This is a genomic window from Micromonospora marina (assembly GCF_900091565.1).
In the GTDB taxonomy this organism is placed as follows: Bacteria; Actinomycetota; Actinomycetes; order Mycobacteriales; family Micromonosporaceae; genus Micromonospora; species Micromonospora marina.
In genome coordinates this window covers 65,625-92,305 of record NZ_FMCV01000021.1, presented here as the reverse complement: position 1 = coordinate 92,305, position 26,681 = coordinate 65,625, and the positions used below count along the sequence as shown (strand labels likewise).

Genomic DNA, 26,681 nt, shown 5'->3' with positions numbered 1-26,681 from the left:
GTGCGGGAGACGGCGAGGGGTTGGACGGCGGTCTGGTTGGTCGTACTGGCCCTGATCCAGACAGCCGCGTTCGGGCTGGTGTGGCGCTTCGCCGTGCACACCGAACTGGGTCAGTGGCTGGACACGGTGGCGCTCACCGGCAACCGGATCGGTCAGGACCGCATCGACGGTCCGGTGGACACGATCCTCAACGCCATGTCGGTGGTGTCGCTGCTGGCCGCGACCGCCGTGATCGGCTTCATCGCGCTGATCCGCGGGCGCAAGGCGCTCGCCGTCACCGCGACGCTGCTGATCGCCGGCGCCAACGTGACCACCCAACTGCTCAAGTACTACCTGGTCCGTCCGGACTTCGGGATCGACCCGGAACGCGCGGCGGCCGGCAACAGCCTGCCCAGCGGGCACACCGCCGTGGCGGCCTCGGTCGCGGTCGCGCTGATCCTGGTGCTGCCGCGCAAGCTGCGGGTCGCCGGGGCGTTCCTCGGCGCCGGGTACGCCGCCGCCGCGGGTGTCGCCACCCTCTCCGCCGGGTGGCACCGACCCAGTGACGCGGTCGCCGCGTACCTGGTGGTCGGCGCCTGGGCCGCCGCCGCCGGGCTGGTGCTGCTGTTCTTCCAGCGGGAGCAGGCGGTGGTGGAGCCGGGGGAGGCGCACCGGGTGGCCGGCGCCGTGCTCGGCGGCATCGGCGTGGTGGCCCTGCTGGTCTCCGCGGCGGCGCTGTCCTGGCTGGTCGACCGCTCCACCATCCCCGTCGAGGCGCTCGGCCGCCGCCCGCTGTTCGTCGGGTACGCGGGCAGCGCGGCCGGCATCGTCGGCATGGTCGCCGTGGTGGCCGCGCTGGTGCTGGTCGTGGTGCACCGGCTGGTGCCCCGCTGGAAGGGCTGACCGCCGGTGCGGACCGTACGGGCGGCGTTCCGGGCCGAGTGCGGACGCCTGGAACGGGTGCTGCGCGACCTGGACGACGCGGCGCTGGACCGGCCCACCCCGTGCCCGCCCTGGCGGGTTCGGGACCTGGTCGCGCACGTGAGCACCGGAGCCGGACGCCTGGCCGGGATGCTCGCCGAACCCGCCCCGCCCCGGGCCGAGGTCGACGCGCCCGCCTACTTCGGCGCGGCCAAGTTCAGCCCGCCGGTCGACCGGGACCGCGTCGAGGGCGCACGCCGTGCCGCCCGGGAGCACCCGGGTGCGGCGGCGGTGGCGGCGGAGTTCGGCCGGGCCTGGCGCGCCACCGACGAGGCGGTCGCCGCCGCGCCGCCGGGCCAGGTCGTACGCACCCGGCACGGTGACGCGATGACGCTGCCGGAGTTCCTGCGTACGCGGGTGGTGGAGGTCGCGGTGCACGGCCTGGACCTGGCCGACGCGCTGGACCTGCCGCCGTGGCTGACCCCGGCCGCCGCGGACACGGTGGCCGGCGTGCTCACCGCGGGCGCGCCGGTGCCGCCGGCCCTGGGCTGGGACGCGCTCACCGTGCTGCGCAAGGCCACCGGGCGGCTGCCGCTGACCGCCGACGAACACGCCGAGCTGACCCGGGCCGGCATCGGCCGGCTGGCCTTCGGCGGCTGACCGCTCAGCGCCCCGCGCAGTGCCGCAGGTGCTCCAGCACGATCGGGTCGATCCGGCCGGGCACGAAGCGTTCCTCCAGGTTCTCCAGGCCGGTCCAGGCCGCCAACGCGTCGTCCAAACCGGCCGGGCCGACCGGGTGACCGGTGGTGGCGAGCAGCTCCGCCACCTCGGCCGCGAGCGGACCGGTGAGGTCACGCAGCGTCGTCGGGTCGGGGCGGCCGAACAGCATGTGATGGATGCCGAGCAGACGGCCCAGCTCGGCGACCGGGTCGGCGTGGTCGTCCACGCGCAGGTCCACCAGCTCGTCGCCGGTGCCGGCGTAGCCGCCGTGACGCTGCACCACCAGCATCGCGGCGCTCTGCCGGCCACGCCGGTCACCACCGGCCCGGTCACCGGCGGTGAGCGCGGCCAGCAGGCGCTGCGGGAACGGCAGCTCGTCGCCGGTCAGCCAGGCGTCGCGCAACGCGTCGATCACCTGCGGACCGGTCAGGATGTTGCCCTGCGCGGCCCACCCGTCGCCGGCCTGCCCGCCGGCCCACGGATGGCAGCGCGGCCCGGTCCAGGTGGCCCCGTCGCCGGTCGCCCCGACCACGGCGAGCTGCCGGTCGTCGCGGCCGGGATCGGCGGCCACGAGCCCGGCCACCGCGTCCGTGGCGGTGACGCCGGTACGCAGCAGCGCGAGCGCCTGCGCCCGGTAGGCGAGGTTGGCGTGCGCCTGGGTGGCGACCGCGCCCACCAGCGCCTCGGCCGCCGGCACCAGCGCCCCGGCGGCGAGGAACCGGCTGGCCACGGCGACGCCGTACAGACGCCCGTCGGCGGAGCGGGCGACGAGCGAGAAGGTCACGCGCGGATCGTAGCCCGGGTGCGGCGTCCGGCACCGGCGTCGCCGGTCAGAACGGCCTCGTCAGCAGCGTCTTGCCGCCGCCGGTCACCGCCGTCCAGCCGCGTTTTCTGCGCCTCGGTGCGGATCACCCATATTCGCCTGGATCTTGCTGCCGGCGGTGCCGGACGGGCACCATCGACGGGTGACGAACCGATGGGGCATGACCGTGCCGCTGGGCGGCATCCCGCTCGCCGACCACGCCGCGGTCTACGCGGCTCTCGACGACGCCGGGTTCACCGACGTCTGGTCGTCGGAGGTGGCGGGCACGGACGCGTTCACCCCGCTGGCCCTGGCCGCCGCGTGGTCGCCGCGGCTGCGGCTCGGCACCGCGATCACGCCGGTGTCCACCAGGGGGCCGGGACTGCTCGCGATGAGCGCCGCCGCGCTGGCCGAGGCCGCGCCGGGCCGGTTCGCGCTCGGCGTCGGCGCCTCGTCGCCGGTGGTGGTACGCGACTGGAACGCGGTGCCGTTCGACGAGCCGTTCAAGCGAACCCGGGACGTGCTGCGGTTCCTGCGGGCCGCGCTGCGCGGCGAGACAGTCGACGGGACGTTCGACACGTTCACGGTCCGGCGGTTCACGCTGGAGCGCCCGCCCAGCGTGCCGCCACCGGTCCTGCTGGCCGCGCTGCGCCCCGGCATGCTGCGCCTGGCCGCCGCCGAGGCCGACGGGGTGATCCTCAACTGGCTGGCCGCCGACGACGTGCCGACCGCGCTCGCCGAGGTGGGCGAGCACCGGCCCGGCTTCGAGGTCGCCGCCCGCATCTTCGTCTGCCCCACCGAGGACGCCGCCTACGCCCGCGCGCTGGGCCGCCGCATGATCACCGGCTACCTGACGGTGCCCGCGTACGCCGCCTTCCACAGGTGGCTGGGCCGCCAGGACTCGCTCGGCCCGATGTGGCAGGCGTGGGCGGCCGGGGACCGGAAGGGCGCCTCCGCGGCCGTGCCGGACGAGGTCGTCGACGCGCTGGTGCCGCACGGCTCGCCCGAGCAGTGCGTGGCCGCTGCCCGCCGGTACGCCGACAACGGCGTCGACGTGCCGGTGCTCGCGGTGCTGCCCACTCCCGAGATCACCGAGGGCGGCACGGCGGCCTGGATGGACCTGCTGCCCCGGCTCGCCCCCGGAGAGGTGGCCTGAGATGAACCTGACCGACCGGGTGGTGGTGATCACCGGTGGAGCCGGCGGGATCGGGACGGCGCTGGGCCGCCGGTTCGCCGCCGAGGGCGCCGCCGCGGTGGTCCTGGCCGACCTGGCCGCCGACGCGGCCCGCGCCGCCGCCGAGGCGATCGGCCCGGTCGCGAGCGGCGCCGGGCTCGACGTCACCGACGAGGCGGCGGTACGCGCGCTCGTCGAGGAGACCGAGCGCCGCCACGGCCGGATCGACCTGTTCTGCGCCAACGCCGGCGTGGCCACCGGCGGCGGCATCGACGCGCCCGACGCGGACTGGGACCGGGCCTGGCGGGTGAACGTGCTGGGACACCTGCACAGCGCCCGCGCGGTGCTGCCGGGGATGCTCAGCAGGGGCCAGGGCCACCTGCTGCTCACCTGCTCGGCGGCGGGCGTGCTCACGGCGGTCGGAGACGCCCCGTACACCGCCACCAAGCACGCCGCCGTGGGTTTCGCCGAGTGGCTGGCGATCACCTACCGGGACGCCGGCATCCGGGTCAGCGCGCTGTGCCCGCAGGGTGTGGACACCCCGATGCTCGCCGACGGCCTCGCCGAGGGGCACCTGGGTGCCCGGGTGATCGCCGCGTCCGGGACGATCCTCACCCCGGACCAGGTCGCCGACGCGGTCGTCGCCGGGCTGGCCGAGGAACGGTTCCTGATCCTGCCGCACCCGGAGGTGGCCGACTACGCCCGCCGCCGCGCCGAGGACCCGGACGGCTGGCAGGCCGGGCTGCGCAAACTCGTCCGCAAGCTGCGCGCCAGCTTCCCTCAGTCGTGACGGATCGACGGCGATTCAGCCGTCGCCACCGGTTCTGGCTGTCGCCGGCCGAGGTGCCGACGCCGTCGGCTCCGCCACCGGCGGTCCGGACCGGGTGGGTAGCAGGAGGGCGGCGACTGCTGTGCTGGCCGCCAGCACGCCGATCACGAGCCAGACCGTGGTGATGAGGGGCAACTGTTGTCCGGCGATGCTGCCCGCCGAGGCACCCACGACGGTCGCGGCCATCTCGGCGGCGGAGAAGGCGGATCCGACCCGGCCGAGTTGGCGGTCCGGGGTATGGCGTTGGACCTGGACCTGGACCAGCATCAGCAACGCGCCACCGGGCAGGCCGGCGAGGGCGATGAAGACCAGCGCGGCGGCGAAGTGGTGGATGAGGAAGAGCCCGGCGAAGCAGAGGGTGATCGCCGCCAGGCAGCCGGTGAACGAAAGCCGGAGGAGACCGCTACGGGACAGCACGTTGCCGACGTACGCGCTGGCCAGGAAGCCGCCGCCCAGCGCGGCCATGAGCACGCCGACATCGCCGGCGTCGCCGCCGAGGACGCTGATGACGTACGGCACGAGAAGCACGTTCAGAGCGGCGTTCGCCATCAGGAAGAGGCTGGAGACGCCGAGCATCGTGCGGAGGACGGAATGTGCGAAGAGGAAGGCCAGTCCCTCCCGGATCTGCCTTCGGAAGGCGGCCAGCCAGGACGACCTGTCCGGCCGGTGCCAGTCATCGGCCACCCGCAGCCTGCCCATTCCAAAGATCAGTACGGCCGAGACCAGGTACGTCGCGGAGTCGATCAGCACCAGAGCGTCGAAACCCACGAGGGCGTAGAGCGCGCCGCCCAGGGGTGCGCCGGCGAGGCGGACGATGCCGCTCGCCACCGTGTTCCAGGCGTTCGCCGCCTCCAGGTCACTGCCCCGGCCGACGATGGCGGGCACCACCGCCCGGGCCGCGGGCTGGAAGACATGCCCGATTGCGCTCTCGAAGAACATCACCGTGTAGAGCAGCCACAGCATGCCCGGATCGTCGACCACGATCAGGGCGAGCACGATAGCCGCGCGCAGCAGGTCCGCGCCGACCATCACCGCGCGCCGGTCCCACTGGTCGGCCAGCACCCCGGCCAGGGGCGCGAAGACGATCGCGGGCAGGGTCTGCGCGACGAAGGCGACACCGCTGCTGAGCGTCGACCCGGTCATGGTGTAGACGTAGACCGGCACCGCGACGATCATCAGCCAATTGCCCAGGTTGGACAAGAGCGTGCTGCTCCAGAGCAGACCGAAACGCCGGTTCCTGATGCAGATCACCGCTCACCCTACTTCCGCGACGCCGGCCGCCGGTGCCCCGCAGGCGTTCGACGACCAGGAGGGTCAGCAGCTGCTCAGGACGGCTCGTAGAGGTACCGGCCCGGCGATCCGGTTACGGCTGTTCATCAGCGTCGCCACCGTAGCGGACCCGGGTGGACCGTCCACAACAGCCGTCCCCACCGGGACCGCGCCGTCCGCAGCGCGTCGGCGAAACCCTGACTCAGCCGTGCGGCCCGTTCCGCCTGTTCCGGCGTGACGCTGCCCGGCGCGAAGCCCGCCTGGTTGAGCAGAGCGGCCAGCTCGTCCACCGCTGCGCCATCCGGGTCGTCGCTCGCCGCGCCCTCTCCGGGCCGCGCCGTACGGGCCTCGGCGAGCGTCCGACGGGCCTGCTCGGCGACCTCCGCCGCCGCGAGGTCCGGCCCGACCGGGTGCCCGGCCAGCCGCAGCGCGTCGGTCAGCTCCCGCCACGCGCCCGCGACCCGCTCGCCCGGATCGCCCACTGCCAGACGGGAGCGTGTCAACCGGCGGCGCAACACGACCAGCGTCGCCAGCACCGCGCCGAGCAGCAGCACCAAAGCGCCGACGCCGACGCCGACCAGCACCGGCGTACCCGGGCCGTCCCGCTCCCGGCCCGGTGCGGGCGCGGCGGCCGGAGGCGTGACGCTGGGCTCCTCGGCAGGAGCGGGCACCTCCGACGGCGGCGGGTCCTCCGGCTGCGGCCGGAAGTCCTCATCCACCGGGCGGGGCTCGGAGTCCGGGCGCGGCATCGGGTCGAACGGCACCCACCCGACGCCGTCGAACAGCACCTCCGGCCAGGCGTACGCGTCGGCCGCCCGCACCGGACCGTCGCCCTCGGGCTCGAATCCGACCACCACCCGGGTCGGCAGGCCGGCGAGGCGGCCGAGCACCGCGAACGCGGCGGCGAACTGCTCCGAGGTGCCCCGCTGCCCGCCGCCGTTACGCGGTCCGAACAGGAAGAACGCCAGGTTCGGGTACGCGTGCCCGCTGGGCGCGTCGGCTGTCACCCGGTAGTGCTCGGCCAGGAACATGGCGATCGCGTCGGCGCGCGCGTACGGGCCGCCGTTCGACTCGGCGAGCTGGGTGGCGAGCCTCCGCAACGGCTCCGGCGCGCCGTCGGCCACCCGCAGCACCCGGGCCACCTCGTCGCCGGCGGGCACGTTCGCCGTGCTCAGCAGGTTCGCGTCCGGGCGCTCCCGGACCGAGGACACCTCGTACCGCAGCCCCGGCGCGAGCCCTTCCGGCCGGATCAGCGTCCCGGTCGCCGGGTCGTACGCCACCCGCGCACCGGTCACCTCGCGCGGCGTGGGGACGGCCGGCAGCAGCCGCCCGGTCAGGTCGCCGACCGTGATCTCCTGGCGCACCTCGTCGGTGGCCGCGCCCGGAGCCGGCTCGGTGGCGGGCAGGATCCGCCCCGCGTTGCGGTACGTGGCGCCGACCCGCCAGGTCACCCCGTCGTAGTCGCTGAGCACCGCCAGCCGGATCCGCGGCGGCCCGCCGTCGCCCGCGCCCGCGACGGTGCGCACGTCGAGCAGCCGCTGGTCCGGGTTCAGCGCCCACCCGGAGATCCGGATCAGCGGGTTCTCGTCCAGCGACTCCACCCGGGGCGGCTCCACGTAGCGGCGCGGGTCGACCGGCCGCTCGTCGACCTGGGCGGCCACCACCGGGGCGAGCAACGCCGCCAGCGCCACCACCACGGCGAGCCCGGCCGCGCTCGCCGACGCCAGCCGCAGCCGCACCGCCGCGCGTACCGCGGAGCTGAGACCGGCGACCGGGCCGGGCGCCGGTCCGGACCGGCGCCCGGGGGCCGCCAGGCCGGCCGTGGCGACGGCCGCGAACAGCACCGTCGGGCCGATCGCCGGATCAGCGTTGGGCCCGACCACGTAGAGCGCGCCGGCGTAGAGCAGCGCCGGCGGCAGGTAGCCCAGCAGCACCCGCCCGGCCCGCAGCGCCACCTCGGCGGCGGTCAGCCCGGCCAGCCAGGCCGCGACCACCGGGACCAGCACCGTGTCCGGGGCCGGTTCGACCGGGATCATCGCGGTGAGCAGCCGGGGGATCGCGTTGCGGGCCGCGTCGGCGGTCACCTCGCCGAGCCCGCCGGGCAGCGCCGCGTGCGTGGCGGCCAGCCGCAGCGACAGCAGCGTCCACCCGGTCAGCGCGGCCACCGACAGCGGCGCGACAAGCCAGGACGGCAGCCGCCGGGCGGCCACGCCGACCAGCACCGAACCGGCCGCCGCGCCGGCCATGAGCCGGGTCAGCAGCGGATCCGCGTACACCCGGCCCAGCACCACGCCGGAGAGCGCGACCAGCACGATCAGCGCGGCCGGCACCGGCGTGGCCCGCAGCGCCCGGGCCACGCGGCCCGCCGCCTCGGTCCGCGGCGGCGTCACCACCGGCGGACCCCGTCCCACTCGGCGGCGAACGCCGCGCCGTCGGCCGCGTCCAGCACCGTGAGACCCGCCGCGCCGGCCGCCGTCGGCCCGTCCGCACCGAACATCCCGACCACGACCGAGGGGTACGCGCCGCGCAGCGCGCCCACGTGCCCCAGGTCGTCGCGGCCACCCGGCCCGGTCAGGAACACCAGCGTGTCGCCGAGCCGATCCCGGCGCAGCCTGCTCGTAGCGGCGGGCAGCACGTCCGGCCCGGCGCCCGCCAGCTCCACCGCGGCGAGCCGGTCCAGCGGCCCGGCCGCGCCCGCGGGCTCCACCTCGGCCGGTACGACGAGCAGCAGGTGCACCGGCAGGTCCTCCCGCACCGCCGCGGCCACCACGGACGCCGCCGCCTCGCACGCCGCCTCGAACGACTCAGCGACACCACCGGCCCGGCCCGGGTGCGCGGACGCGCGGTTGTCCAGCACCACCACCAGGCGCGGCAGGCTGGTGTCCACGTTCTCCCGCACCATCAGCTCACCCACCCGGGCGCTGGTGCGCCAGTGCACGCGCCGCAACTCGTCGCCCACCACGTAGTCCCGCAGCGAGTCGAACGTGATCGACCCGTGCGGCACGCTGTCGGTGCGCCCGTCCAGGCTGCGCCCGGCACCCGTGGGCACCGCGGAGAGCGGGTGGATACGCGGGTGCACCCACACCGGCACCGTGCCGCCGTAGCCGCGCGCCAGCGCCACCAGCCCCAGCGGATCCCGGCGCACCACCCGCAGCGGCCCCACCGGCACCACGCCACGCCGGTGCGTCGGCACCTCGTACCGCGCCACGGTGTCCCGGCCCGGGCGCAACCGCAGCAGCGGCACCGGCACCAGCGCCCCGGCGCAGCGGTCCTCGGCCACCAGGTTCGCTGCCCGCAACCGGCCGGTGTTGCGCACCGTCAGCTCCATCGCCGCCGGCTCACCCCGGGCCACCCGGTCCGGGTCGGCCCGCCGGTCGACGCTCAGCCGGGGCCGCCAGGCCGCGTTCACCACGGCGTAGCCGACCGCCACGCCGGCCGCCGCGCCGAGCACCGTCAGCTCCGGGTACGCGAACCGGAACCCGACGCCGAGCAGCACCAGGGCGGCGACGAGCAGCCCGACCCCACGGGCGGTGATCCCCACGCTCAGCCGTGCACCGCTGTGGCCTGGCCCGACGGCAGCGGCACCGGCACCGACGCGACCGCCTGGCGCAGCACCTCGGCGGGTGTCACACCACGCACCTGCGCATCAGGGGTGAGCAGCAGCCGGTGCGCGAACACCGGCTCGACGAGCGCCTTCAGGTCCTCCGGCATGATCCACCCCCGGCCGTCGATCAGCGCGTACGCGCACGCCGCCCGGGTCAGCGCGATCACCCCGCGCGGGCTCACCCCGACCCGCACCTGCGGATGGGTACGCGTCGCCGCGGCGAGCCGCACCGCGTACGCGTAGAGCGGCTCGGCGATGTGCACCCGCCGGGCCATCTTCACCATCTCGCCGACTGTCGCGGTGTCGGTGACGGCGGTGAGCGAGTCGGGGGAGCGGACCGTGGCGCCGCGCAGCACCTCCACCTCGACCGCCTCGTCCGGGTAGCCGACCGACAGCTTCACCAGGAACCGGTCGAGCTGGGCCTCGGGCAGCCGGTACGTGCCGTCCATCTCCACCGGGTTCTGCGTGGCCACCACCAGGAACGGCTGCGGCACCGGATGCCGGACGCCGTCCACGGTGACGGTCCGCTCCTCCATCACCTCCAGCAGCGCCGACTGCGTCTTCGGCGACGCCCGGTTGATCTCGTCGGCGATCACGATGTTGGCGAACACCGGCCCAGGGTGGAACTCGAAGCCCCGGCTGGCCTGGTTGAAGATGGTCACCCCTGACACGTCGGAGGGGAGCAGGTCCGGCGTGAACTGGATCCGCCGCCACTGCCCCTTCACCGTGGCCGCGATCGCCCGCGCCAGCGTGGTCTTGCCGACGCCCGGCACGTCCTCCAGCAGCACGTGCCCCTGCGCGAACAGCGCGGTGAGCGCCAGCCGCACCACCTGCGGCTTGCCCAGCACGACCGCGTTGACGTTGTCGGCCAGCCGGGCGGCCAGGGCGGCGAAGCCCTGGACCTCCGGCTGGCTCAGCGGTTCGTGCGTGTTCACGGATGTGCCTCTCGGACGGTGCGGTCAGCAGGCGGGCAGGACGTCGAGGTCGTCGCCGCCCTCCAGGTTGAGCCAGGCCCACGGAATGTAGGTCTTGCCCTCGTAGGCGACCTGGATCCACCAGGTGCTCTGCTTGTTGTCGTTGTAGATCCAGGCGTCCACGTTCTCGCCCTTCACCTTGCAGTAGGTGCGCAGCCGCCGGCCGTCCGGCACCCAACCGGCCTGCCGGTCGTTGTCCTGCTGCGGCACCTTGAAGATCTCGTTGCCGTTGCGGCCCGCCACGTCCCTGTCGCAGTACGTCCGCTGGTCACCCGACGGGCCGTTCTTGCACGTGGCGATGCCGTACACCGGGTCGGTGGTCTGCGCGCGGGAAGCGGTGCCCCGGCCGGCGGCGTTCGACGCGGTCAGCGTCACCGTGTACGCGGTACCCGGCGCCAGCCCGGTCACCCGCAGGCTGGAACAACTGCCGCTCGCCGTCTTCCCGCCGGTCGCCGCCGTGCAGGTGGCGCGCCCACCGCCCGCATCCACTGTGAACGCGACGGTCACCGACGTGGCGTCCGCCGACGAGCCGGTCACCGTGATGCGGGGCTCGGCCACGGTCCGCGCGGTGGTGCTCGCCTCCGGGCCCGGCCCGGCCTCGTTGACGGCCTTGACCTTCACCGTCACGTTCTGGCCGTTGCCCAGCCCACCAACCGTGGTCTGCACGTCGGTCACCTCGACGGACTTTCCGGCGGCCTCCACGACGTACTTCGTCACCGGGCGGCCGTTGTCCACCGCCGGGGACCACTGCACCGCGACCGTGCCCGGCTGGTCGGCGACCGTGGACGCGCGCAGCTCCGTCGGCGCCTTCGGCGTGGTGAACGGCACCACCGTGTTGCTCACCGGCGACGCCTTCGACCCGGCCCCCCTGTCGCTCACCGCGGTCACCGTGAACGCGTACTGGGTGCCGTACTCCAGTTGCCCGGCCGGCACCACCAGCTCCGTCTTCGCCGACTCACCCGCCGGGGCGCTCGCGCCCGCCGAGGTCGCCGTCACCGCGTACCTCGCGATCGTGTTGCCCTGGCCGTCGGCCTCGGACCAGCTCACCCGCACCGTGCCGTCCGGCCGCGCCTCGGCGGCCACCGACGCCGGCGGGTCCGGCACCTCGGCGGTCGGCACCACCGGGTTGCTGCGCCGCGGCGGCCCCTCGCCCTTGGCGTTCACCGCGTGCACCGAGAACGTGTACGTCGCACCGTTCGTCAGACCGGTGACCTCCAGCGCACGCTGGTTCGCGCCGACCTGGTGGGTCCGACCGGCGCCCTCCACCACGTACCGGGTGATCTCGGCGCCGTTGGACGCGGCGGCCTGCCAGCTCACCCGCGCCGACGCGTCACCGGCGGCGGCCGTCACCGACTTCGGCGCACCCGGCTTGCCGACCTTGGGCTTCTTCGGCGGGGGCGGCGGCGGGGCCACCGGCGGCGGGTCGCCACCGAGCACGTCGTTGGCGTACTTGTCGACCTCACGCACCCGGTTGCGGTCGTCGACCACCTGCGCGGTGGACGAGTCCGGCGGGTTGATGAACAGGTGGTTCTCGCGTACCTCCAGCTCGACCGGGCCGGGCCGGCCGGAACCCTTGACGGTCTGCACGAGCCGGCCCTCGGTGTCGAAGGCGTACACCGTGCCGGTGTTCTCGTCGGCGCAGTAGAACCGGCCCGCCCACGCCACCGCCGGGCTCAGCCGGGCGCCGGTGCCGGGCACCGTGAACCGCTTCACCTCGCGGCTGTCCCGCACCACGTGCACCGACCGGTCACCGGGAACCGTGACCGGCACCTGCGGCCCGCTGGTACGCGCCGGCAGGTACCCCGGCGCGGTCATGCTCAGCTGCGCCCGCCGGGTCTGCCCGCCGACCACCGTCACCAGCGACGCCGAGGTCCGGTCCAGGACCGCCACACCCTCGTCCAGCGTGGAAACGACCAGCTCGTGCGCCGGCTCGGCCACGTCGTACGTCTCGACCCGCTTCGGGCTCAGCCCCGCGGGCGGCGCCTCACCGGGCGTTTCCGGCAGTTCGGCGGCGGTCACCGCCGAGACGGTGCCCTCGCTGGGCACCGCGACCCACAGCTTGCCGGCGCCGTCGAACGTACCGCCGGTGATGCCCGGCGGGTAGCGGACCGGCTCGCCCACCGGCGTCAGCGCCCGCGGGTCGAGCTGCCGGACGATGCCCTGCACCGCGTCCACCACGAACGCCGCGTCCTCGTGCAACGCCACGCTCACCCCGAGCCCCGGCGCGGTCGGCGTGGTCGCGGTGATCTGCAACGTCGCCAGGTCCAGCGAGCTGACCCGGCCGGTGTGGAGATCGCGCAGGATCAGCAGCCGGTCGGTCTGCACCACCTGCATCTGGTGCCGCCGCCCGCCCGGCACCTCCATCCGGGTGTCCACCCGCGCGGTGACGCCGTTGACCCGGGCCAGTTCGCTGCGGGTGGTGCTCCACAACCAGGAGGACGCGTCGAAGCTCGCCACCGCGTTGTCGGCCGCGCCCAGCCCCAGCACCGTCAGCCCCATCGCGGCCAGCAGCGCGGCCACCGTGCCGATGGTGACCAGTCCGCCGCGCATCCGCGACCGTGGGCGAGCCTGTTCCGGCCCGGTGCCCGTGACGTCCTCGATGGTGGTCACTGCCGGCTGCCTCCCCGTGTCGGTGGGGGAGTGACGCCGAGCGCGGCCGACCCTCCCCAGAGCCGGGAGCCATCATAGGTGCCGCCCGGAGCCGGTGAAACCCGCACCGTCGTGCTGTGGACACCGAGCGTGTCGTCCGTGGACGCTCAGTTGGGCGTGCCGCCGCCCTCCCGATCCGTGCAGACCTGACCCGAGGTGGCGTACGAATCGGTCGAGTAGACCGCCAGCACCGTGAAGCAGTAGTCCAGCTTCGCACTCAGGCCGTTCACCGTGTAACGGGTCTGCCCGGCGTCCACAGTCGCCATAACCCCGAGCTTCTGCCCGACCCGGCCACCCGCCACCACGAACGGCACCCCGCCGTTCGTCGGGTCGGTCCAGGTCACCGTCACGGTCGTGGTGTCGTCACGCAGCTTCAGATCACCCGGCGGCGGGCCCGCCACCTTCGGCGACGCGGCACCGGACGCGGGCACCGGGGCGGGCGGCGCCGCCGCCTCCCGGTTCAGCACCACCGCGCCGACACCGACCGCCGCGATCACCGCGAGCACCGCACCCCCGACCACCAGGGCCAGCACCGTCCGGTTGCGGCCTGGCCGCTCCGGCTCCATCGGGTACGCGTCCTGCGGCTGGACCGGCGGCGGTTGGTGGAACATCGGCGGGGTCGCCGGCCAGAGGCCCTGCTCCGGCCGGGCCGGCGGCTCCGGTCGCGTGGACTCGGGAAAGTCCAGCAGGTCCTCGTAGATCGTCATCTGCCGGTTCGGCTCCGGCGCGTCCCGCTCCGGTTCGCCTGCCGCGTCGGCGGGCGCCGGTTCGTCGTCGTCCGGCTCCGGGTCGGTGGGCCGGTCGACCGGCTGGGACGGGGCGGCACTGCTCCACGGCGGCGCGACCATGCCCCAGGGCGGTACGGGGGAGCCGCTGACCGGTGCCGCGGGCACGCCGCTCACGGCCCCACCGGGGGGACCGCTGACCGGCGGTGGACGGCCGGGTCCGGGCGGCGCGCTGACCGGCGGTCCGGGAGGCCCGCCGGCCAGCGACGGGTAGCCGGGTGCGGGTGGACCGCTGGTCGACGCTCCGGGAGGGTCGCTGACCGGTGGCGGGTAGCCACTCACCGGAACCTCGCTGACCGGCTGACCGGCCGGTCCACTGACCGGCTGTCCGGGCGGGCCGCTGATCGGCGTCGTCGAGGGCGGCCCGACGGGCGGCGCGCTGACCGGCGGAGCGCTCGTGGGTGCGGGGGTGACGGGCGGTGCGCTGACCGGCGCGGCGCTGGTGGGCGGTGCGCCGATGTGGGGTGCGGCGGGCAGCGGTGCGCCGCCGGCCGGAGGCACGCCGACCGGTGGTTCGCCGGCCGAGCCGGTCGCTGCGGGCGTCGCCGGAGCGTCGCCCGCCGCCTCTGCGGCATCGCGCTCCGCCTCCTCCTCTTCCTCCTCCAGCAGAGGGCCGATCTGCTGCACCTGGATCGTCGGCTTGTCCCAGTCCGGTCCACCGGGGACGGACGAAGTGGCGGGGTCGCTGTTCCTGCCCGGCCCGGCATCGGCCGCCCGGCCCGTGTCGGAGCGCGGGGGAGCGGGAATGGCCTCGGTCGCCGGTGTCGCCCGCCGGGCCGGCGCCGGCCCGGGCGTCACGGGTGCCGCTACGGCCGCCGCGGATTCCGCCACCGGCTGGGCAGCCGGCGCCGGAGGCGCCGTCGAGCCCGCAGCGGCGACCGGCGGCGGTGCGGGCGGGGTCGACCCGGGTACGGGGACCGGCGGGACGACCGGAACGGCCGGCGGTGGCGGCAGGACCCCGCGCTCCGGCGACGGGACGCGCGGCGCGGGCGGCAGGACGGCCGGAGGAGGCGGTGGTGGTGGCAGGGCTCCCGCCGATGGCGTCCGTGACGCCGCCGGGGTGTCTCCGGTGGAGGCCGGCGTCCCGACGACCGGCGCTGCGGGCGGGGGTGCGATGACCGGCGGAGGCGGTAACGGGGAGGCGCCGACCGTCCCGGGCATCTGTGCGGGCGGCAGCGGTCCACCTGGCGGCTGCAGCGGCGTGCCGGGCGTCTGCGGGGCCGGTAGCGGTCCTCCCGCGGTGCCCGGCGGCGAGTGGACCGGAGGCATGCCGGGAGCGGCGGCGGGCCGGCCGTGCGTTCCCGGCGGGAGCGGTGTCGCGCCTCGGGCTGGTGGAACCGCGGTTACGCCCGGAGCCGGCGGGACCGGGGTGACACCGTGGGCCGGGGGCACCGGGCGGACACCGGGAGCCTGCGGGGCGGCAGTCGTCGGCGTCGCCGGTGCGATGGGCTCGACGGGCGCTACCGGGAACCGGGCGGTGGCTTCCTCCGCGATCGGCGCGAAGCGGGTCGTCGCCTCCGCGGACGGCAGCGAGGGCGGCGCCCATGGACTCGCCGGTCCGTTCGCCCCGGCGGGGGGAGCGTGGTGCGGCGGTGCGGGCGCAGCCGCCGGCGGAGGGACGATTCGCGGGGCCGGCGAGGGCTGAGGTGGCTGCCCGACGTGCGGCACCGGGCCCGGGCGGGGAGCCCACTGTAAACCGGGTACCGGCGGATGCGCGGCGGGCGTCCCCGGGGCGACGGGCCGGGGCGGAGCGGGAACATGGGGGTGCGGCGGTGTGACCGCCCGCAGCGAGACGGTGGGCTCGGACACTGCGTGCCCGGGGTACCCGGAGGAGGCGGCACCGGGTTGGCCGGGCCGGACCGGACCGGGACCGCCGGACGGAGCCGGATCGGCATGTCCGGGCGCTGACGGATGGGAGGGCCCGGGCCGGCCCGGGTTCGGGTGGCCGGGCACCGGCGGAGCATGGTGCGTTCCGGCAGCGGCGGCGGAGCCGCCGGGGGAGGGGCCATGACCTGCGGGAGCGGCGGCGGAGCCGCCGAGGTACTGGCGGGCTGCGCGTACCGCGGGGTGGTCCGGACCGAGCACGGCGGGCCCGGCGGTCGCCACGCGGCTGTAGTTGCGGCGGGCCTCGTGCCGGTTGCCCAGTTCCTCGGCCACACCGGCGAGGTCGAAGCTGAGCGCGAGCATCAGCGTGTCGGCCTCGCCGCGACGGCGTTCGCCGGCCGCGTAGGCCTCTTCGAGTACGCGCCGGGCGGCGGCCGGGTCGTCGGCCTCGCGGTGCAGCCGGGCCAGCAGGTGGCCGGTGGCCAGGACGTCCTGGTGGTCCTCGCCGTACGCCGGGCGGGCCGCGACGATCGCGTCGGCGAGCAGGCGGCGGGCGCTCGTCAGGTCGCCCACGGAACGCAGCGCGAGGGCCTGGTGTTGAGCGGCGATCAACGGGGAGGGGTGGGACACGTGAGCAATGCTGCCCGGAATCGCCTGTTGCGCGCTACCCACCCGATCCTTGTGGCCGCCGACCTGCGCAAACGGCCCGACCTGGAGCGGATGTGCATGATCGTTTCGAGCCGTGTACAGTAATGCCCCGTGCGGCCCGCCGGGCCGGCCGGTGCGGTGAACAGCTCACATCGGTCGACCGGGTAGGCTGATACGTGCAGGTCCGGGTGGCGGAATGGCAGACGCGCTAGCTTGAGGTGCTAGTGCCCGTATAGGGCGTGGGGGTTCAAGTCCCCCCTCGGACACCAACTGAATCCCAACGGTGCGCGGCAAGGTCAACACTTGCCCGCACCGTCTGCGTTTCCGGGTCGTACGCTAGGTGCAGCCCGAAGGCTGGGGCCCAGTCCGTGAGGACGGCAGAGGCCGTTGCTTGGCTGGCCAGGACGTTGGGCGCCCCGGCCGGTGACGGCGGCGAGGCAGCATCGAGGGAAAGCACATCGATAGAACGACGGAAGCCGACTCCGGTTGCGCGGCTTTGAGAATCGGGTTCACGCGCCTGGCCCGCCCACGCGCCGCCGTGGGACACGCGGGACGGTTTCCCAGAGAAAGCTCGGAGGCGGCCCGGTTCGGGCCGAGATCGTCGGCTCAATCTGCCGCGGCGAGGTTGTGCATCATCGCCTCGGGCAGCGACGGGTTGGCGGCTGCAGCGCCGTGACGTCCATGTCGGCGCCGGCAAGCGACTGGATGATCGTCTTCACCGGCGGTACGAGGTGGCTCGCTCCGCCGAGGTCGTCATGTTCCCCACCCGAGATGGACCGGCTGACATCGAGGGTGGGCTGATGCCCGTAATGGTGTTCGTGCACCAGCGGGTCGGTCTCCACGGTGAAGTCCACCACCTGCCAGAAGTCGCTGATCCGGGGATGCGCCAGGGCCTGCTCGCGGCTGATTTTCTGTCCGAACAGCGGGCAGCGCCCGGTCGTCGGGTCGGAATATCCTTGTCGATGACGTTCCTGGCTGGCATGGTGGTCGCCATGATGATCAGAATCGAGTCTTCTCCGATCCGGTGAGCGACGCTGGCGAGCGCGAGGCGCTCGACCCCCGCACGTTTCTTGAACACGCGATGATCCTGCAGTTCGCTCATCCTGACGGACCGTTGCCGGACGGCGGGCGGCCGTATCCCGACGCGAAACATGTTGTCGGTCTGCCCCGTACGGACGAACCGTACGCCGCACGCAAGCGGAAGCTGGTCGACGTAGTGACGTCGGTCTACGAGGCTGAGCCTTCCGCGGGCCGAGCCTGCGGGCTCCTGTCCGACGCGCTGACGTCGATGCGTGTGGAGCCGCGGTTCGTCGGGCTGCTGGCTGAGGCGGTGGCGTCTGTCGACCCGACGTGGCGGCGTCGGGTCGGACGGGAACTGGCATACCGCAGCCGTGAACGCGGCAAGGTCACCGTCGGACTTGCGCTGCTGAGCGGCGTGGCCGGGCCGCGTGACGCCGTACCGGTGCGATTGCTGGGCCTGCTGAGCAGGCATTTCGGCGAGACAGCAATCCGTGTTCTTCGGCAGATCCCGGGCGTCGCCAGGGACCTGGTGTGGCTGGCCGAACGGTCGGACCCGTGGCGGCACGCTCAGGCTGTCGAGGCGTTGTGCTCCCTCGCGGAGCCGGTCACATTCGGCTGGCTCCTGCGCGAGGGCGTCCGGCCCGGTGAGCCATCGGTGAAGAACGCGCGGACGATCGCCGAGACGGTCGGGCTCGCCGATGTCGTCGGTGATGACGAGATCGGCGAGGACGTTGTCGAGCAGGTCGGCCAGCTGTTGGTGGCCATGACCCTGCGTGGTGCCGGCAACGCGGAGTTACGCCGGTACAACGATGCGCCGACCGCGCTGGCTCGCTTTGCTCGGGCCGCCGGCAGGATGAGCGCCACCCTCGACAGGTACGCGATGATCGTGTCGCTGCTCGCGGACCTCCATGTAGGCCAGGCGGCGACACTCAAGTGGCCGGGCGACGAACTGGGTTGGGTACGGGCGACGCTCGATCGTCTGCTCGACCAGCCTGCCTGGGCAGGTGTCCTGGATCTCGCCGGACGGTCGACCGACCCCGCGATCTACCAACGGGCGCGCTGGGCCTCCCTGGTGAGGACCACCTGCGGGCAGGTGCCGCTGCCGGAGCTTTCGATGGACGACGCGCACAGCCGGCTCGCGATCCGCGTATCCGTTCCGGACCCGGCGCTCGGTGGCGCTGTCGAGACAAGCGTCTTCGTCGACGGCCGTCCGGTCGTTGCCGAGGTGTTCGCGGCCGGACCGGCCGAGGAGCCTGAGTACCTGCTCGGTCCCGATCACCGGTTGCACGCCGAGGTCGAGCCGCACGAGGTACGCCTGGCCGAGGCGGACTGCACCGAAGGCTGCTGCGGCGCGCTGTACGTCACCGTCGAGCGCCGTGACGGCGAGGTGATCTGGCGGGATTGGCGTAACCCCGACCGGTCCAGCCTTGACCTGCCGACCGTTCGCTTCGACACTGGCCAGTACGACGCCGAAATCGCTCGGGCTGAGAACGATCACTCCTGGGAGTGGCCGGACCGCAGCGTCGCCCGGCTGCTGCGGGCGCGGCTACGGGAACATCCCGATCTGCTCGGCCGGTGGGACTGCCATATTGGGTGGGTGGCAGCACGCCCGGACGACCAGGGCCGGGTGCACGTGTCGTACTTTTGCCCCAACCAGCCTGCTGGTGTGGAAGGTCTCTGGCTGCAGTTCGTCGCGGTGATCGACCTGCCCGCGGGCGACCCTGAGATCGTGGCCGATGAGATTGTTCGGCGGATCACGGACGCCGACCCGCGCCGCCAGCAGTGGCTGACCGGCGGCAGCGCGGAAGCCGCCCGGCAGTTCGGCTTCGACTGGCCTGTACGGCATTGAGGACGGAAACTGGCTGGTCCACGTCGTGGGCCAGCCAGTACTCTGCGCCAGCCAGGAAGGAGCGGCGATGACCGAGACAATGACCCTGTGGCGGCCGACCGGCCCCAAGGAGCTCGACCTCGTACGCGCCTCGGGCTGGACAGCCTGGCCGCCTCGGCTGCCCGACCAGCCGATCTTCTACCCGGTCCTCAACGAGCAGTACGCGATCATGATCGCCCGGGACTGGAACGTCCCCGCATCCGGCGTCGGCTACGTCGCCCGGTTCGAGGTCGACCGCGAGTTCGTCTCCCGCTACCCGGTCCGGCAGGCCGGCGGCCGCGACATCCTCGAGCTGTGGGTGCCCGCCGAGGAACTCGACGAGTTCAACCGGCACAACGTCGGGCTGATCGAGATGGTCCACGACTTCCGGCCCGGCAGCTGAAGGGGACGTGGTGACAGTGAACGAGGATGAGATCCTGCACCGCTACGGCCTGCGTCCAGCTGCAGAACACCTCGATCAGGGTCCGCGACCTGCTCACGAAACAGACCAACCTTGAGCAGCAGAGCCAGGGCTACGGCGATACGGAGGGGACGAAGCTCTGCTGCGTCCGGCTGTTCAACGCCGGTGTGATGAGCGATGTCCTGACGATCTGGCGGGCGAAGTCGTCAGGCTGGGACGCGTCCTGCTCGATCGACGTCCAGTTGCTGTGCGGCGGCGGGCTGGCCGAGACGAAGGCATACCTGCTCACGGAGGGTTCCGAAGACGCCGTGCAGGCGCTGGGTCATATCCGCCGCAGTGAGGCCGCAGGGGGTTTCGCCGATTTTTCGGTGGAGAAACAGACGGCCTCGTACGCCAACTACTACAGCGCCTGATCGAGTGTGAGCAACGAATGGCGACGAAGGCGTACCGCGAGTTGAGCGGCGACGAGGCGGCGGTCTGGGACCGCTTCTACGCAACGTTCGACTTCCGACCCAGCATGCGCCGCCTCCCGGCGATCACCGAACCGACTCCGTCGGTCACCTGGAGTTTGAGCGGCATCGAGGACGATCCCGGCTACACCCGGCTGGACCGGATGACCGAGGTCGTGCACGCTGGGCTCACAGCGCTTGTGGGCACGGGTTCGATCCTGTGTTTGGACTGGCAGCACCCGTGCTACTGGGTCTGGCCCAGCCTCGTCGGGCCCGAGAACATCGATCCGCCTGGCCAGCCTGGCTGGCCGCTGTCGCCGTACCCGGACGGCGACTACTTCATCTACCTCGCCGAGGAATTCCGGTTCGGTACGTTCGGCCACCCGTGGGAGCTATCGCTGTGCGTGTTCGGCGGCGACCTGCTGGACCTTGTAGAAGCCGATCTGAATGAGGTCCTCGGCCAGGTCATGCGCCGTGACGGTCGGCAGGTGCCGGTATGAGCCAGCTCATCGCCCACGAGCTGATGACGCTCGGTACCGCCAACCCCCGGATTGGGGTCGGTGGGGGCAGGATGCCGAGCCGCTACCTGACCATCGACGGCGTCCCTGCCTACCAGATCGGCTACTCATGCGGCACCTGCGGGCTCGTCCTGCGCCGCCAGCCTGAGGCTCCGACGGGGCCACTATCGGCGGCCGCCGTACGAGATCGTCTCAACGCCGGACTGAACGGGCTCGACCAGGAAGTCATCGACGCTTTCACTGCCCAGTTGCCGCGCGCTGACTACCAGGTGATGCTCCTCGACGCGCTGCCAACGCTCGCCGCGCCGGGCGCGACGAACGACTACTTCGCGCTCGACGGGCCGGCCGGCTGGCGCAACGAAGAGTTCGAGTACTCCATCGACCCTGCCAACGCGAGCTACTACCGACTCGATCGGCTTGCTGTCGGCGACCATGACGAACTCTTCGAGTTCGCCGTTCCGATGGGCGACCCGACGGAGTTGGACGCCGATGTCGTAGCGCGCTATTCCCAGGCGCCTGGCCGACCGACTGCCGTCGCCTTCGGGCTGCTCGACATCGAAGGTCCGTGGTTCAGGCGGGAACGGCACTGGGGCCTGTTCCACTTCCTGCTCGACGGACACCACAAGATGGCAGCTGCTGCGGCCAACAACGCCCCGATCAGGCTGCTCACCTTCGTCTCGGCCGGTGAGTCGCTGGCTTGCGACGACGAACTGTTGCGTCTCCCGGAGATCATTCGCGCCGACGGCCACGGCAAGGCGGACCGGATGACAGCCGTCGACTTATAGATCGAGTCGCTCAGTGCTGATCTCCCAGTACGCCTACTTCGCGCTGAAATCAACAAGCATGACCGCATCAGAGATCACCGCCCGGCTTGGGATCGAGCCGGACGAAGCCGTGATTCGAGGCAGCCGCCGCCCGGCTGATCCAGTGATTCCGGCCGCGCATTGCTGGCGGGTGGTCTGCCGAACCTCTGGCATGACCGTTGACGAGCACATCGCACACATCGTTGATCGTCTGTTTGTGCACGCGCCGCAGGTCGGCATGCTTGCGGCAGAACTTGACCGGACAGACGGCGGTCCAGGATCGGCCGTCCTTCAAGTCGTGCGGGTTTTCGAGCATCCCGCGGGCGAGCCGGAAGACCTATCCGGGCCGGTCGACGGACTGCAGAAGCTACCCGGACAGCATCAGCTGCTGGGTTGGCACCTTGACCGGCGGACGCTCGAGTTCCTGCGGCTCACAGGCGCCGAGCTGGACATCGACGAGTACGCCTACGGCTGATCGTGCCGGGAGCACCCGGAGCGTGGAGTACAACACGATCACTTCGTGGGGCTGCTGAACCGGAACCTGAACCTCGGCTATGTCGTAGACGGGATCACCTCCATCATGGTGTGAAGCCGGGGCTGAGCTGTCGGACATTGAGGGAGCGTCTATTCATGGACGAACGGACCCGTGAACTACTCGACGTCGCCGTGCGCGAACAGCTTGGCACTCACGGCCGAGTTCTGCCGCCGTGGCGAGCGCACCCGGAGATCGAGAGGTACAGCGTCGGCTGGCGCATGGGCTACGGCGAGTGGCACCTGATGGTCTGGTGGCACTGGTGGGAGTCCACCGGCATGGACGAGGCCGCAAGGATCGCCTACTTCCAAGCTGACGAACCGCCGCACGAGTGGCTGGACTGGGCCGCGGACCAGATCTGGCCGGATGAGGACTCCGGCGAGGCGGTTCTACGCCGTCTCGCCGATCACGGGATCGGTGCGCGTCCGCTGCTGTTCCTCGACGTGGACGGAACGCTCCTGCCGTTCGCCGGCGCCGCCCGGCAGGCGGGCGATGAAACCAATCCGTTGCTGGCCGGGCTCGACCCCGCACAGGGCCGCCGTCTGGCCGCGTTGTCGTGCGAGCTGGTGTGGGCCACGACCTGGATGGCCGAAGCGAACGAGGTGCTCGCGCCGCGGCTCGGCCTGCCCCAGTTGCCGATCGTCGACTGGCCAGACGACGATGACGACGACGGTCGGTTGCACTGGAAGACACGCCACCTCGTCGAGTGGGCCGCGGGCCGCCGGTTCGTCTGGGTCGACGACGAGATCACCGACTTCGACCGGACCTGGGTGGCGGCACACCACAGCGCTCCCGCGCTCCTGCATCGTGTCGACCCACGCCGTGGCCTCACCGACGCGGACTACGATGCCATCGAAGAATGGCTGATGAAAAACGGCTCCATAGCGTAGCCCTTAAACAGTGACCAAATGGACATCGCCTGCCGCTCGGCGCAGGCTATGCGCAGAAATGAAGAGAGCAAGGGAAGCACCATCTGCATCTGCCGGCGGCCGTCCGACACTGGTGCGGGCTCACCGCCGGCGACCGCGTGTTCCTGGCCGCCAACCCCGCTGATGGCCTGCTCGTGGTGCACCCTCCTGCCGCCCTGGACGCGATGGTCGTCGCGGCGCACGCCGAGGCGTTGGGGGGTGGTCAGGCATGAGCGACACCACCGTGGGTCGGGCGGAGCTGGATGCCGCGCGGTTGCTGCCGGCGCGGATGGGCATCTCTCCGGCCGACCTCGTCGAGGCGGTGTCGGACCGTCCACCGGCGCCGACGTTCGCCGAGTACGTGCCGGTGGTATCGGCGGCGGTCAGCGACGGTACCCGGCGCGCGTACGGCTCGTACTGGAAGCGGGTCCTGGAGCACTGGGGACAGCGTCGGCTCGACGAGCCGACGCCGTCGGAGATCGAGCAGCTTGCCGAGTACACCAAGACGCACGTCGTGGCCCAGCGCAACGCTCGCGGCGGACGCAGCGCCGCGGAGCACCTGATCGCCGCGCTGCGGTGCCTGTACAAGCGGGCGGTTGCTGACGGGTACGTCAGCGCGGCGGACAATCCGGCGCTCAAGGTAGCCAAGCCGCGGCGCCTGCCCAGCACCAGACGAGCCGTTGCCGACAGCAGGCTGGCGGAGATCAACGCCGTCGCTGCCAGCACGGGCGACGACCCCGCGCTGGACAGCCTGCTTCTGCGGCTGCACACCGAAACGGCGTGCCGCCGGGGCGGTGCGCTGGCTCTGCGGCCGGTCGACCTGGACCCGGACCAGTGCCTGATCCTGCTACGGGAGAAGGGCGACACGGTGCGGTGGCACCCGGTGTCACCGACGCTGATGAGGCATCTGCAGCAGCATGCCGAGGAGCGCCAGGCGACGGGAACGGGGCAGCTGCTGCGTTACCGCAACGGGCAGCCGATCACCTACCGGCGCTACGACCACCTGTGGGTGCGCATCGGTGAGCACCTGCCGTGGTGTACGGGCAACAGATCAGCACCCACTGGCTGCGGCACACGACGCTGACGTGGGTCGAGCGGAACTTCGGCTACGCCGTGGCACGCGCGTACGCCGGGCACTCCGACAGCGGTAGCGATGCTGGCACCACCATTACGTACGTCCGGGCGAGTCTTCAGGAGGTCGCCGTCGCTCTGGCGGCACTGACCGACGAGCTCCGTCCGAGCGTTGGCGGGGGTGATCCGGGCCGCGGACCCATCGAGCTTCGAGCGTGGTTCGAGCGCCATTGCCGAGGCTGTCTGCGTCGCCGGGCGGCAACCCCGGCGGCCGTCGTCCGTGCACGTCCGGCGAAGGGAACGCACCGGTGATGAATCGCTCAGTCCGCCCGCCGACTCCAGGCCCGGTCGCCCTGCCCCGGGTCGAGCGGATCGCCCCGGGAGCCCGCTCATGAGCCGCCGCGTGGTCATCACCGGTATCGGCGTCCGCGCTCCCGGTGGACGCGGCACCAAGGAGTTCTGGGATCTGCTCTCCTCGGGCCGTACGGCCACCCGCACCATCTCGTACTTCGACGCCTCCCCGTTCCGGTCCCGGGTCGCGGGCGAGTGCGACTTCGACCCGGAACTGGAAGGGCTCAGTCCCCGCCAGATCCGTCGGATGGACCGGGCCAGTCAGTTCGCCGTGGTCTGTGCGCGGGAGGCCGTGGAGGACAGCGGTCTCGACCTGGCGGCGACCGACCCGCACCGGATCGGGGTCAGCCTGGGCAGTGCCGTCGCCGCGGCGACCAGCCTGGAGCGGGAGTACCTGGTGCTCTCCGACAGCGGGCGCCGGTGGCTGGTCGATCAGGACTATCTGTCGCCCCACATGTTCGACTACCTCATTCCCAGCGTGATGCCGGCGGAGGTGGCCTGGACGGTCGGCGCCGAGGGGCCGGTCACCATGGTCTCGGACGGCTGCACCTCCGGTCTCGACGCGGTCAGCTACGCCAGTGACCTGATCCGGGAGGGCACGCTCGACGTGGCGCTCACCGGCGCGGCCGACACGCCGATCACCCCGATCGTGGTGGCCTGCTTCGACGCGATCAAGGCCACCACGACGCACAACGACGAGCCCGAGCAGGCGTCCCGGCCGTTCGACGGCACCCGCAACGGGTTCGTCCTCGCCGAGGGGGCGGCGATGTTCGTGGTGGAGGAGTACGAGCACGCGCGACGTCGCGGCGCGCACGTCTACGCCGAGATCACCGGCTACGCCACCCGCTGCAACGCGTACCACATGACCGGGTTGAAGCGCGACGGCCGGGAGATGGCCGAGGCGATCCGGTCGGCGCTCGACGATTCCCGGGTGGACCCGACGGTGGTGGACTACGTCAACGCCCACGGCTCGGGCACCCAGCAGAACGACCGGCACGAGACCGCGGCGTTCAAGCGCAGCCTCGGCGACCACGCGTACCGGGTGCCGGTCAGCTCCATCAAGTCCATGGTGGGTCACTCGCTGGGGGCGATCGGCTCGATCGAGATCGCCGCCTGCGCGCTGGCGATCGAGCACGGCGTGGTGCCACCCACCGCCAATCTGCGGACACCCGACCCGGAGTGCGACCTCGACTACGTGCCGATCACCGCCCGGGAGCAGCGGCTGGACACCGTCCTTAGCGTCGGCAGCGGCTTCGGCGGCTTCCAGAGCGCGATGGTGCTGCGGTCGGTGGGGGCGGCGGCATGAGCGAGCCCGTCTACGTCACCGGCATCGGGGTGGTGGCCCCGAACGGCCTCGGTGTCAAGGAGTTCTGGTCCTCCACGTTGGAGGGCCGCAGCGGCATCGCGCCGCTGACCCGGTTCGACTCCACCGGTTACCCGGCGCGCCTCGCCGGGCAGATCCTCGACTTCGACGCGGCCGAGCACCTGCCGAACCGGCTGCTGCCGCAGACCGACGTGTCCACCCGGCTGGCCCTCGTCGCCGCCGACTGGGCGCTGCGGGATGCGGCCGTCAACCAGGCCGCGATGACCGACTACGACATGGGCGTGATCACCTCGAACGCCTCGGGTGGCTTCCAGTTCACCCACGGCGAGTTCCGCAAGCTGTGGTCCCAGGGGCCGCAGTTCGTCAGCGTCTACGAGTCGTTCGCCTGGTTCTACGCGGTCAACACCGGCCAAATCTCCATCCGGCACGGGATGCGCGGGCCGGGCGCGGTGCTGGTCGCCGAGCAGGCGGGTGGCCTGGACGCCCTCGGGCACGCCCGGCGTACCGCCCGGCGTGGCACGGCCCTGGTGGTCAGCGGCGGCGTCGACTCCTCCTTCGATCCGTGGGGCTGGCTGTCGCACCTGTCCAGCGGCCGGGTCAGCGCGGTGGGCGACCGGGACCGGGCCTACCTGCCCTTCGACACGGCCGCCAGCGGCTACCTGCCGGGGGAGGGCGGCGCGATCCTGGTCGTCGAGCGCGCCGACGCCGTCGCCCGGCGGCGGGCGCCGCAGGTGTACGGGGAGATTGCCGGGTACGCCGCCACCTTCGACCCGCCCGAGGGCAGCGACCGGCCGCCCGGGTTGCGGCGGGCCGTGGAACTCGCGCTCGACGACGCCCGCCTGCGACCCGGGGACGTCGACGTGGTGTTCGCCGACGCGTCGGGAGTGCCCGAACTGGACCGGGCCGAGGCCGATGCGTTCCGGGAGATCTTCGGCCCGAATGGGGTGCCCGTCACCGCGCCGAAGACGCTGACCGGTCGGCTCTACTCCGGCGGGGGACCGCTGGACGTCGTCGCCGCCCTGCTCTCGATCCGCGACGGGGTGGTCCCGCCGACCTGGCACACGGCCGACGTACCGCCCGACCATGGCATCGACCTGGTGCTCGGGGAGCCCCGGAACCGTTCGGTCTCCGTCGCCCTGGTCCTGGCCCGGGGCCGCTGGGGCTTCAACGCGGCGATGGTCCTGCGGGCGGTCGCCGACGGCGCGGGCTCCGCCCGCGCCTGACCCGCACGTGCACGAC

General features: G+C 73.0%; 23 protein-coding genes, 1 tRNA gene and 1 pseudogene. 16 read left to right on the top strand and 9 right to left on the bottom strand.

The features are described 5' to 3' along the window. Complete coding sequence (locus GA0070215_RS21745; protein ID WP_026268479.1) at positions 1 to 882, top strand: phosphatase PAP2 family protein; 882 nt, start codon at positions 1 to 3, stop codon at positions 880 to 882. A gap of 6 nt (positions 883 to 888) precedes the next feature. Then, complete coding sequence (locus tag GA0070215_RS21740; protein ID WP_091049173.1) at positions 889 to 1,560, top strand: maleylpyruvate isomerase N-terminal domain-containing protein; 672 nt, start codon at positions 889 to 891, stop codon at positions 1,558 to 1,560. Between the two features lie 4 nt (positions 1,561 to 1,564). Here the strand turns inward: GA0070215_RS21740 and GA0070215_RS21735 are convergent, their stop codons facing one another. Together GA0070215_RS21735 and GA0070215_RS29590 are read right to left on the bottom strand one after the other, a co-directional pair. Beyond that, positions 1,565 to 2,404, bottom strand: coding sequence for a DUF1028 domain-containing protein (locus GA0070215_RS21735; RefSeq protein WP_091049169.1), 840 nt, complete (start codon positions 2,402 to 2,404; stop codon positions 1,565 to 1,567). Then, on the bottom strand, positions 2,401 to 2,532 hold the full coding sequence (locus GA0070215_RS29590) for a hypothetical protein (protein WP_279616574.1): 132 nt from the start codon (positions 2,530 to 2,532) through the stop codon (positions 2,401 to 2,403). Before GA0070215_RS29590 ends, GA0070215_RS21735 begins: the two co-directional genes overlap by 4 nt. A 71-nt stretch (positions 2,533 to 2,603) precedes the next feature. Between GA0070215_RS29590 and GA0070215_RS21730 the strand changes: the two genes are divergently transcribed. Both GA0070215_RS21730 and GA0070215_RS21725 read left to right on the top strand, forming a co-directional pair. Further along, positions 2,604 to 3,578, top strand: coding sequence for an LLM class F420-dependent oxidoreductase (locus tag GA0070215_RS21730; RefSeq protein WP_091049165.1), 975 nt, complete (start codon positions 2,604 to 2,606; stop codon positions 3,576 to 3,578). A 1-nt stretch (position 3,579) separates the two neighbouring features. After that, positions 3,580 to 4,386 carry an SDR family oxidoreductase gene (locus GA0070215_RS21725; RefSeq protein ID WP_091049161.1) on the top strand — a complete coding sequence of 269 codons (807 nt, stop codon included), beginning with the start codon at positions 3,580 to 3,582 and terminating at the stop codon, positions 4,384 to 4,386. A gap of 15 nt (positions 4,387 to 4,401) precedes the next feature. Here GA0070215_RS21725 and GA0070215_RS21720 read toward each other — a convergent pair whose 3' ends face one another. The 7 genes and pseudogenes from GA0070215_RS21720 to GA0070215_RS29740 all read right to left on the bottom strand — a co-directional run. Then, a complete protein-coding gene (locus GA0070215_RS21720) occupies positions 4,402 to 5,676 on the bottom strand; it encodes an MFS transporter (RefSeq protein WP_091049157.1) in 1,275 nt (424 codons plus the stop codon). Between the two features lie 125 nt (positions 5,677 to 5,801). After that, positions 5,802 to 8,087, bottom strand: a complete 2,286-nt coding sequence (locus GA0070215_RS21715) for a transglutaminase TgpA family protein (protein ID WP_091049223.1) — start codon at positions 8,085 to 8,087, stop codon at positions 5,802 to 5,804. Continuing rightward, on the bottom strand, positions 8,081 to 9,235 hold the full coding sequence (locus tag GA0070215_RS21710) for a DUF58 domain-containing protein (RefSeq protein ID WP_091049153.1): 1,155 nt from the start codon (positions 9,233 to 9,235) through the stop codon (positions 8,081 to 8,083). Before GA0070215_RS21710 ends, GA0070215_RS21715 begins: the two co-directional genes overlap by 7 nt. Before the next feature lie 2 nt (positions 9,236 to 9,237). Continuing rightward, positions 9,238 to 10,233, bottom strand: coding sequence for an AAA family ATPase (locus GA0070215_RS21705; RefSeq protein ID WP_018787909.1), 996 nt, complete (start codon positions 10,231 to 10,233; stop codon positions 9,238 to 9,240). A gap of 24 nt (positions 10,234 to 10,257) precedes the next feature. Next, entirely contained in the window at positions 10,258 to 12,822 is a 2,565-nt protein-coding gene (locus tag GA0070215_RS21700) for a fibronectin type III domain-containing protein (RefSeq protein ID WP_208600398.1), read from the bottom strand. 206 nt (positions 12,823 to 13,028) lie between these two features. After that, complete coding sequence (locus GA0070215_RS29260) at positions 13,029 to 14,333, bottom strand: hypothetical protein (protein WP_244167090.1); 1,305 nt, start codon at positions 14,331 to 14,333, stop codon at positions 13,029 to 13,031. Positions 14,334 to 15,986: 1,653 nt separating this feature from the next. After that, a pseudogene (locus GA0070215_RS29740) lies at positions 15,987 to 16,103 on the bottom strand (hypothetical protein); the annotation flags it as partial. A gap of 257 nt (positions 16,104 to 16,360) precedes the next feature. Here GA0070215_RS29740 and GA0070215_RS21685 point away from each other — a divergent pair. From GA0070215_RS21685 to GA0070215_RS21635, 12 genes are all read left to right on the top strand, one after another. Then, positions 16,361 to 16,447, top strand: a tRNA-Leu gene (locus GA0070215_RS21685). A 531-nt stretch (positions 16,448 to 16,978) separates the two neighbouring features. Beyond that, on the top strand, positions 16,979 to 17,206 hold the full coding sequence (locus tag GA0070215_RS28505) for a hypothetical protein (protein ID WP_167361544.1): 228 nt from the start codon (positions 16,979 to 16,981) through the stop codon (positions 17,204 to 17,206). Next, complete coding sequence (locus tag GA0070215_RS21680) at positions 17,203 to 19,047, top strand: hypothetical protein (RefSeq protein ID WP_091049140.1); 1,845 nt, start codon at positions 17,203 to 17,205, stop codon at positions 19,045 to 19,047. The genes GA0070215_RS28505 and GA0070215_RS21680 overlap by 4 nt, the downstream gene beginning before the upstream one ends. A 67-nt stretch (positions 19,048 to 19,114) precedes the next feature. After that, on the top strand, positions 19,115 to 19,468 hold the full coding sequence (locus GA0070215_RS21675; protein ID WP_091049137.1) for an ADP-ribosylation/crystallin J1: 354 nt from the start codon (positions 19,115 to 19,117) through the stop codon (positions 19,466 to 19,468). 26 nt (positions 19,469 to 19,494) lie between these two features. Then, entirely contained in the window at positions 19,495 to 19,899 is a 405-nt protein-coding gene (locus GA0070215_RS28695) for a hypothetical protein (protein WP_208600400.1), read from the top strand. A gap of 17 nt (positions 19,900 to 19,916) precedes the next feature. Further along, positions 19,917 to 20,435 (top strand): DUF2716 domain-containing protein, encoded by a 519-nt coding sequence (locus tag GA0070215_RS21665; RefSeq protein WP_091049134.1) that lies wholly within the window; start codon positions 19,917 to 19,919, stop codon positions 20,433 to 20,435. Continuing rightward, the gene (locus tag GA0070215_RS21660; RefSeq protein ID WP_091049128.1) at positions 20,432 to 21,238 is read left to right on the top strand and encodes a hypothetical protein; all 807 of its coding nucleotides are present in this window, start codon (positions 20,432 to 20,434) and stop codon (positions 21,236 to 21,238) included. Before GA0070215_RS21665 ends, GA0070215_RS21660 begins: the two co-directional genes overlap by 4 nt. A gap of 13 nt (positions 21,239 to 21,251) precedes the next feature. Beyond that, positions 21,252 to 21,731 carry a DUF4279 domain-containing protein gene (locus GA0070215_RS21655; protein ID WP_244167088.1) on the top strand — a complete coding sequence of 160 codons (480 nt, stop codon included), beginning with the start codon at positions 21,252 to 21,254 and terminating at the stop codon, positions 21,729 to 21,731. A gap of 485 nt (positions 21,732 to 22,216) precedes the next feature. Beyond that, positions 22,217 to 22,678, top strand: a complete 462-nt coding sequence (locus GA0070215_RS29255; protein WP_377468483.1) for an HAD domain-containing protein — start codon at positions 22,217 to 22,219, stop codon at positions 22,676 to 22,678. Between the two features lie 247 nt (positions 22,679 to 22,925). Further along, positions 22,926 to 23,780, top strand: coding sequence for a tyrosine-type recombinase/integrase (locus GA0070215_RS21645; protein WP_244167087.1), 855 nt, complete (start codon positions 22,926 to 22,928; stop codon positions 23,778 to 23,780). 378 nt (positions 23,781 to 24,158) lie between these two features. Continuing rightward, positions 24,159 to 25,424 carry a beta-ketoacyl-[acyl-carrier-protein] synthase family protein gene (locus tag GA0070215_RS21640; protein ID WP_091049122.1) on the top strand — a complete coding sequence of 422 codons (1,266 nt, stop codon included), beginning with the start codon at positions 24,159 to 24,161 and terminating at the stop codon, positions 25,422 to 25,424. Then, positions 25,421 to 26,665 (top strand): ketosynthase chain-length factor, encoded by a 1,245-nt coding sequence (locus GA0070215_RS21635; RefSeq protein WP_091049119.1) that lies wholly within the window; start codon positions 25,421 to 25,423, stop codon positions 26,663 to 26,665. The genes GA0070215_RS21640 and GA0070215_RS21635 overlap by 4 nt, the downstream gene beginning before the upstream one ends. Positions 26,666 to 26,681 lie beyond the last annotated feature (16 nt).

Coding starts and splice junctions, on each gene's coding strand:
- GA0070215_RS21645 (WP_244167087.1), top strand. CDS start 22,926: ATGAGCGACACCACCGTGGGTCGGGCGGAGCTGGATGCCGCGCGGTTG.
- GA0070215_RS21700 (WP_208600398.1), bottom strand. CDS start 12,822: ATGCGCGGCGGACTGGTCACCATCGGCACGGTGGCCGCGCTGCTGGCC.
- GA0070215_RS21640 (WP_091049122.1), top strand. CDS start 24,159: ATGAGCCGCCGCGTGGTCATCACCGGTATCGGCGTCCGCGCTCCCGGT.
- GA0070215_RS21665 (WP_091049134.1), top strand. CDS start 19,917: ATGGCGACGAAGGCGTACCGCGAGTTGAGCGGCGACGAGGCGGCGGTC.
- GA0070215_RS21730 (WP_091049165.1), top strand. CDS start 2,604: ATGACCGTGCCGCTGGGCGGCATCCCGCTCGCCGACCACGCCGCGGTC.
- GA0070215_RS21725 (WP_091049161.1), top strand. CDS start 3,580: ATGAACCTGACCGACCGGGTGGTGGTGATCACCGGTGGAGCCGGCGGG.
- GA0070215_RS21660 (WP_091049128.1), top strand. CDS start 20,432: ATGAGCCAGCTCATCGCCCACGAGCTGATGACGCTCGGTACCGCCAAC.
- GA0070215_RS28505 (WP_167361544.1), top strand. CDS start 16,979: ATGCCCGTAATGGTGTTCGTGCACCAGCGGGTCGGTCTCCACGGTGAA.
- GA0070215_RS21675 (WP_091049137.1), top strand. CDS start 19,115: ATGACCGAGACAATGACCCTGTGGCGGCCGACCGGCCCCAAGGAGCTC.
- GA0070215_RS28695 (WP_208600400.1), top strand. CDS start 19,495: ATGAGATCCTGCACCGCTACGGCCTGCGTCCAGCTGCAGAACACCTCG.
- GA0070215_RS21635 (WP_091049119.1), top strand. CDS start 25,421: ATGAGCGAGCCCGTCTACGTCACCGGCATCGGGGTGGTGGCCCCGAAC.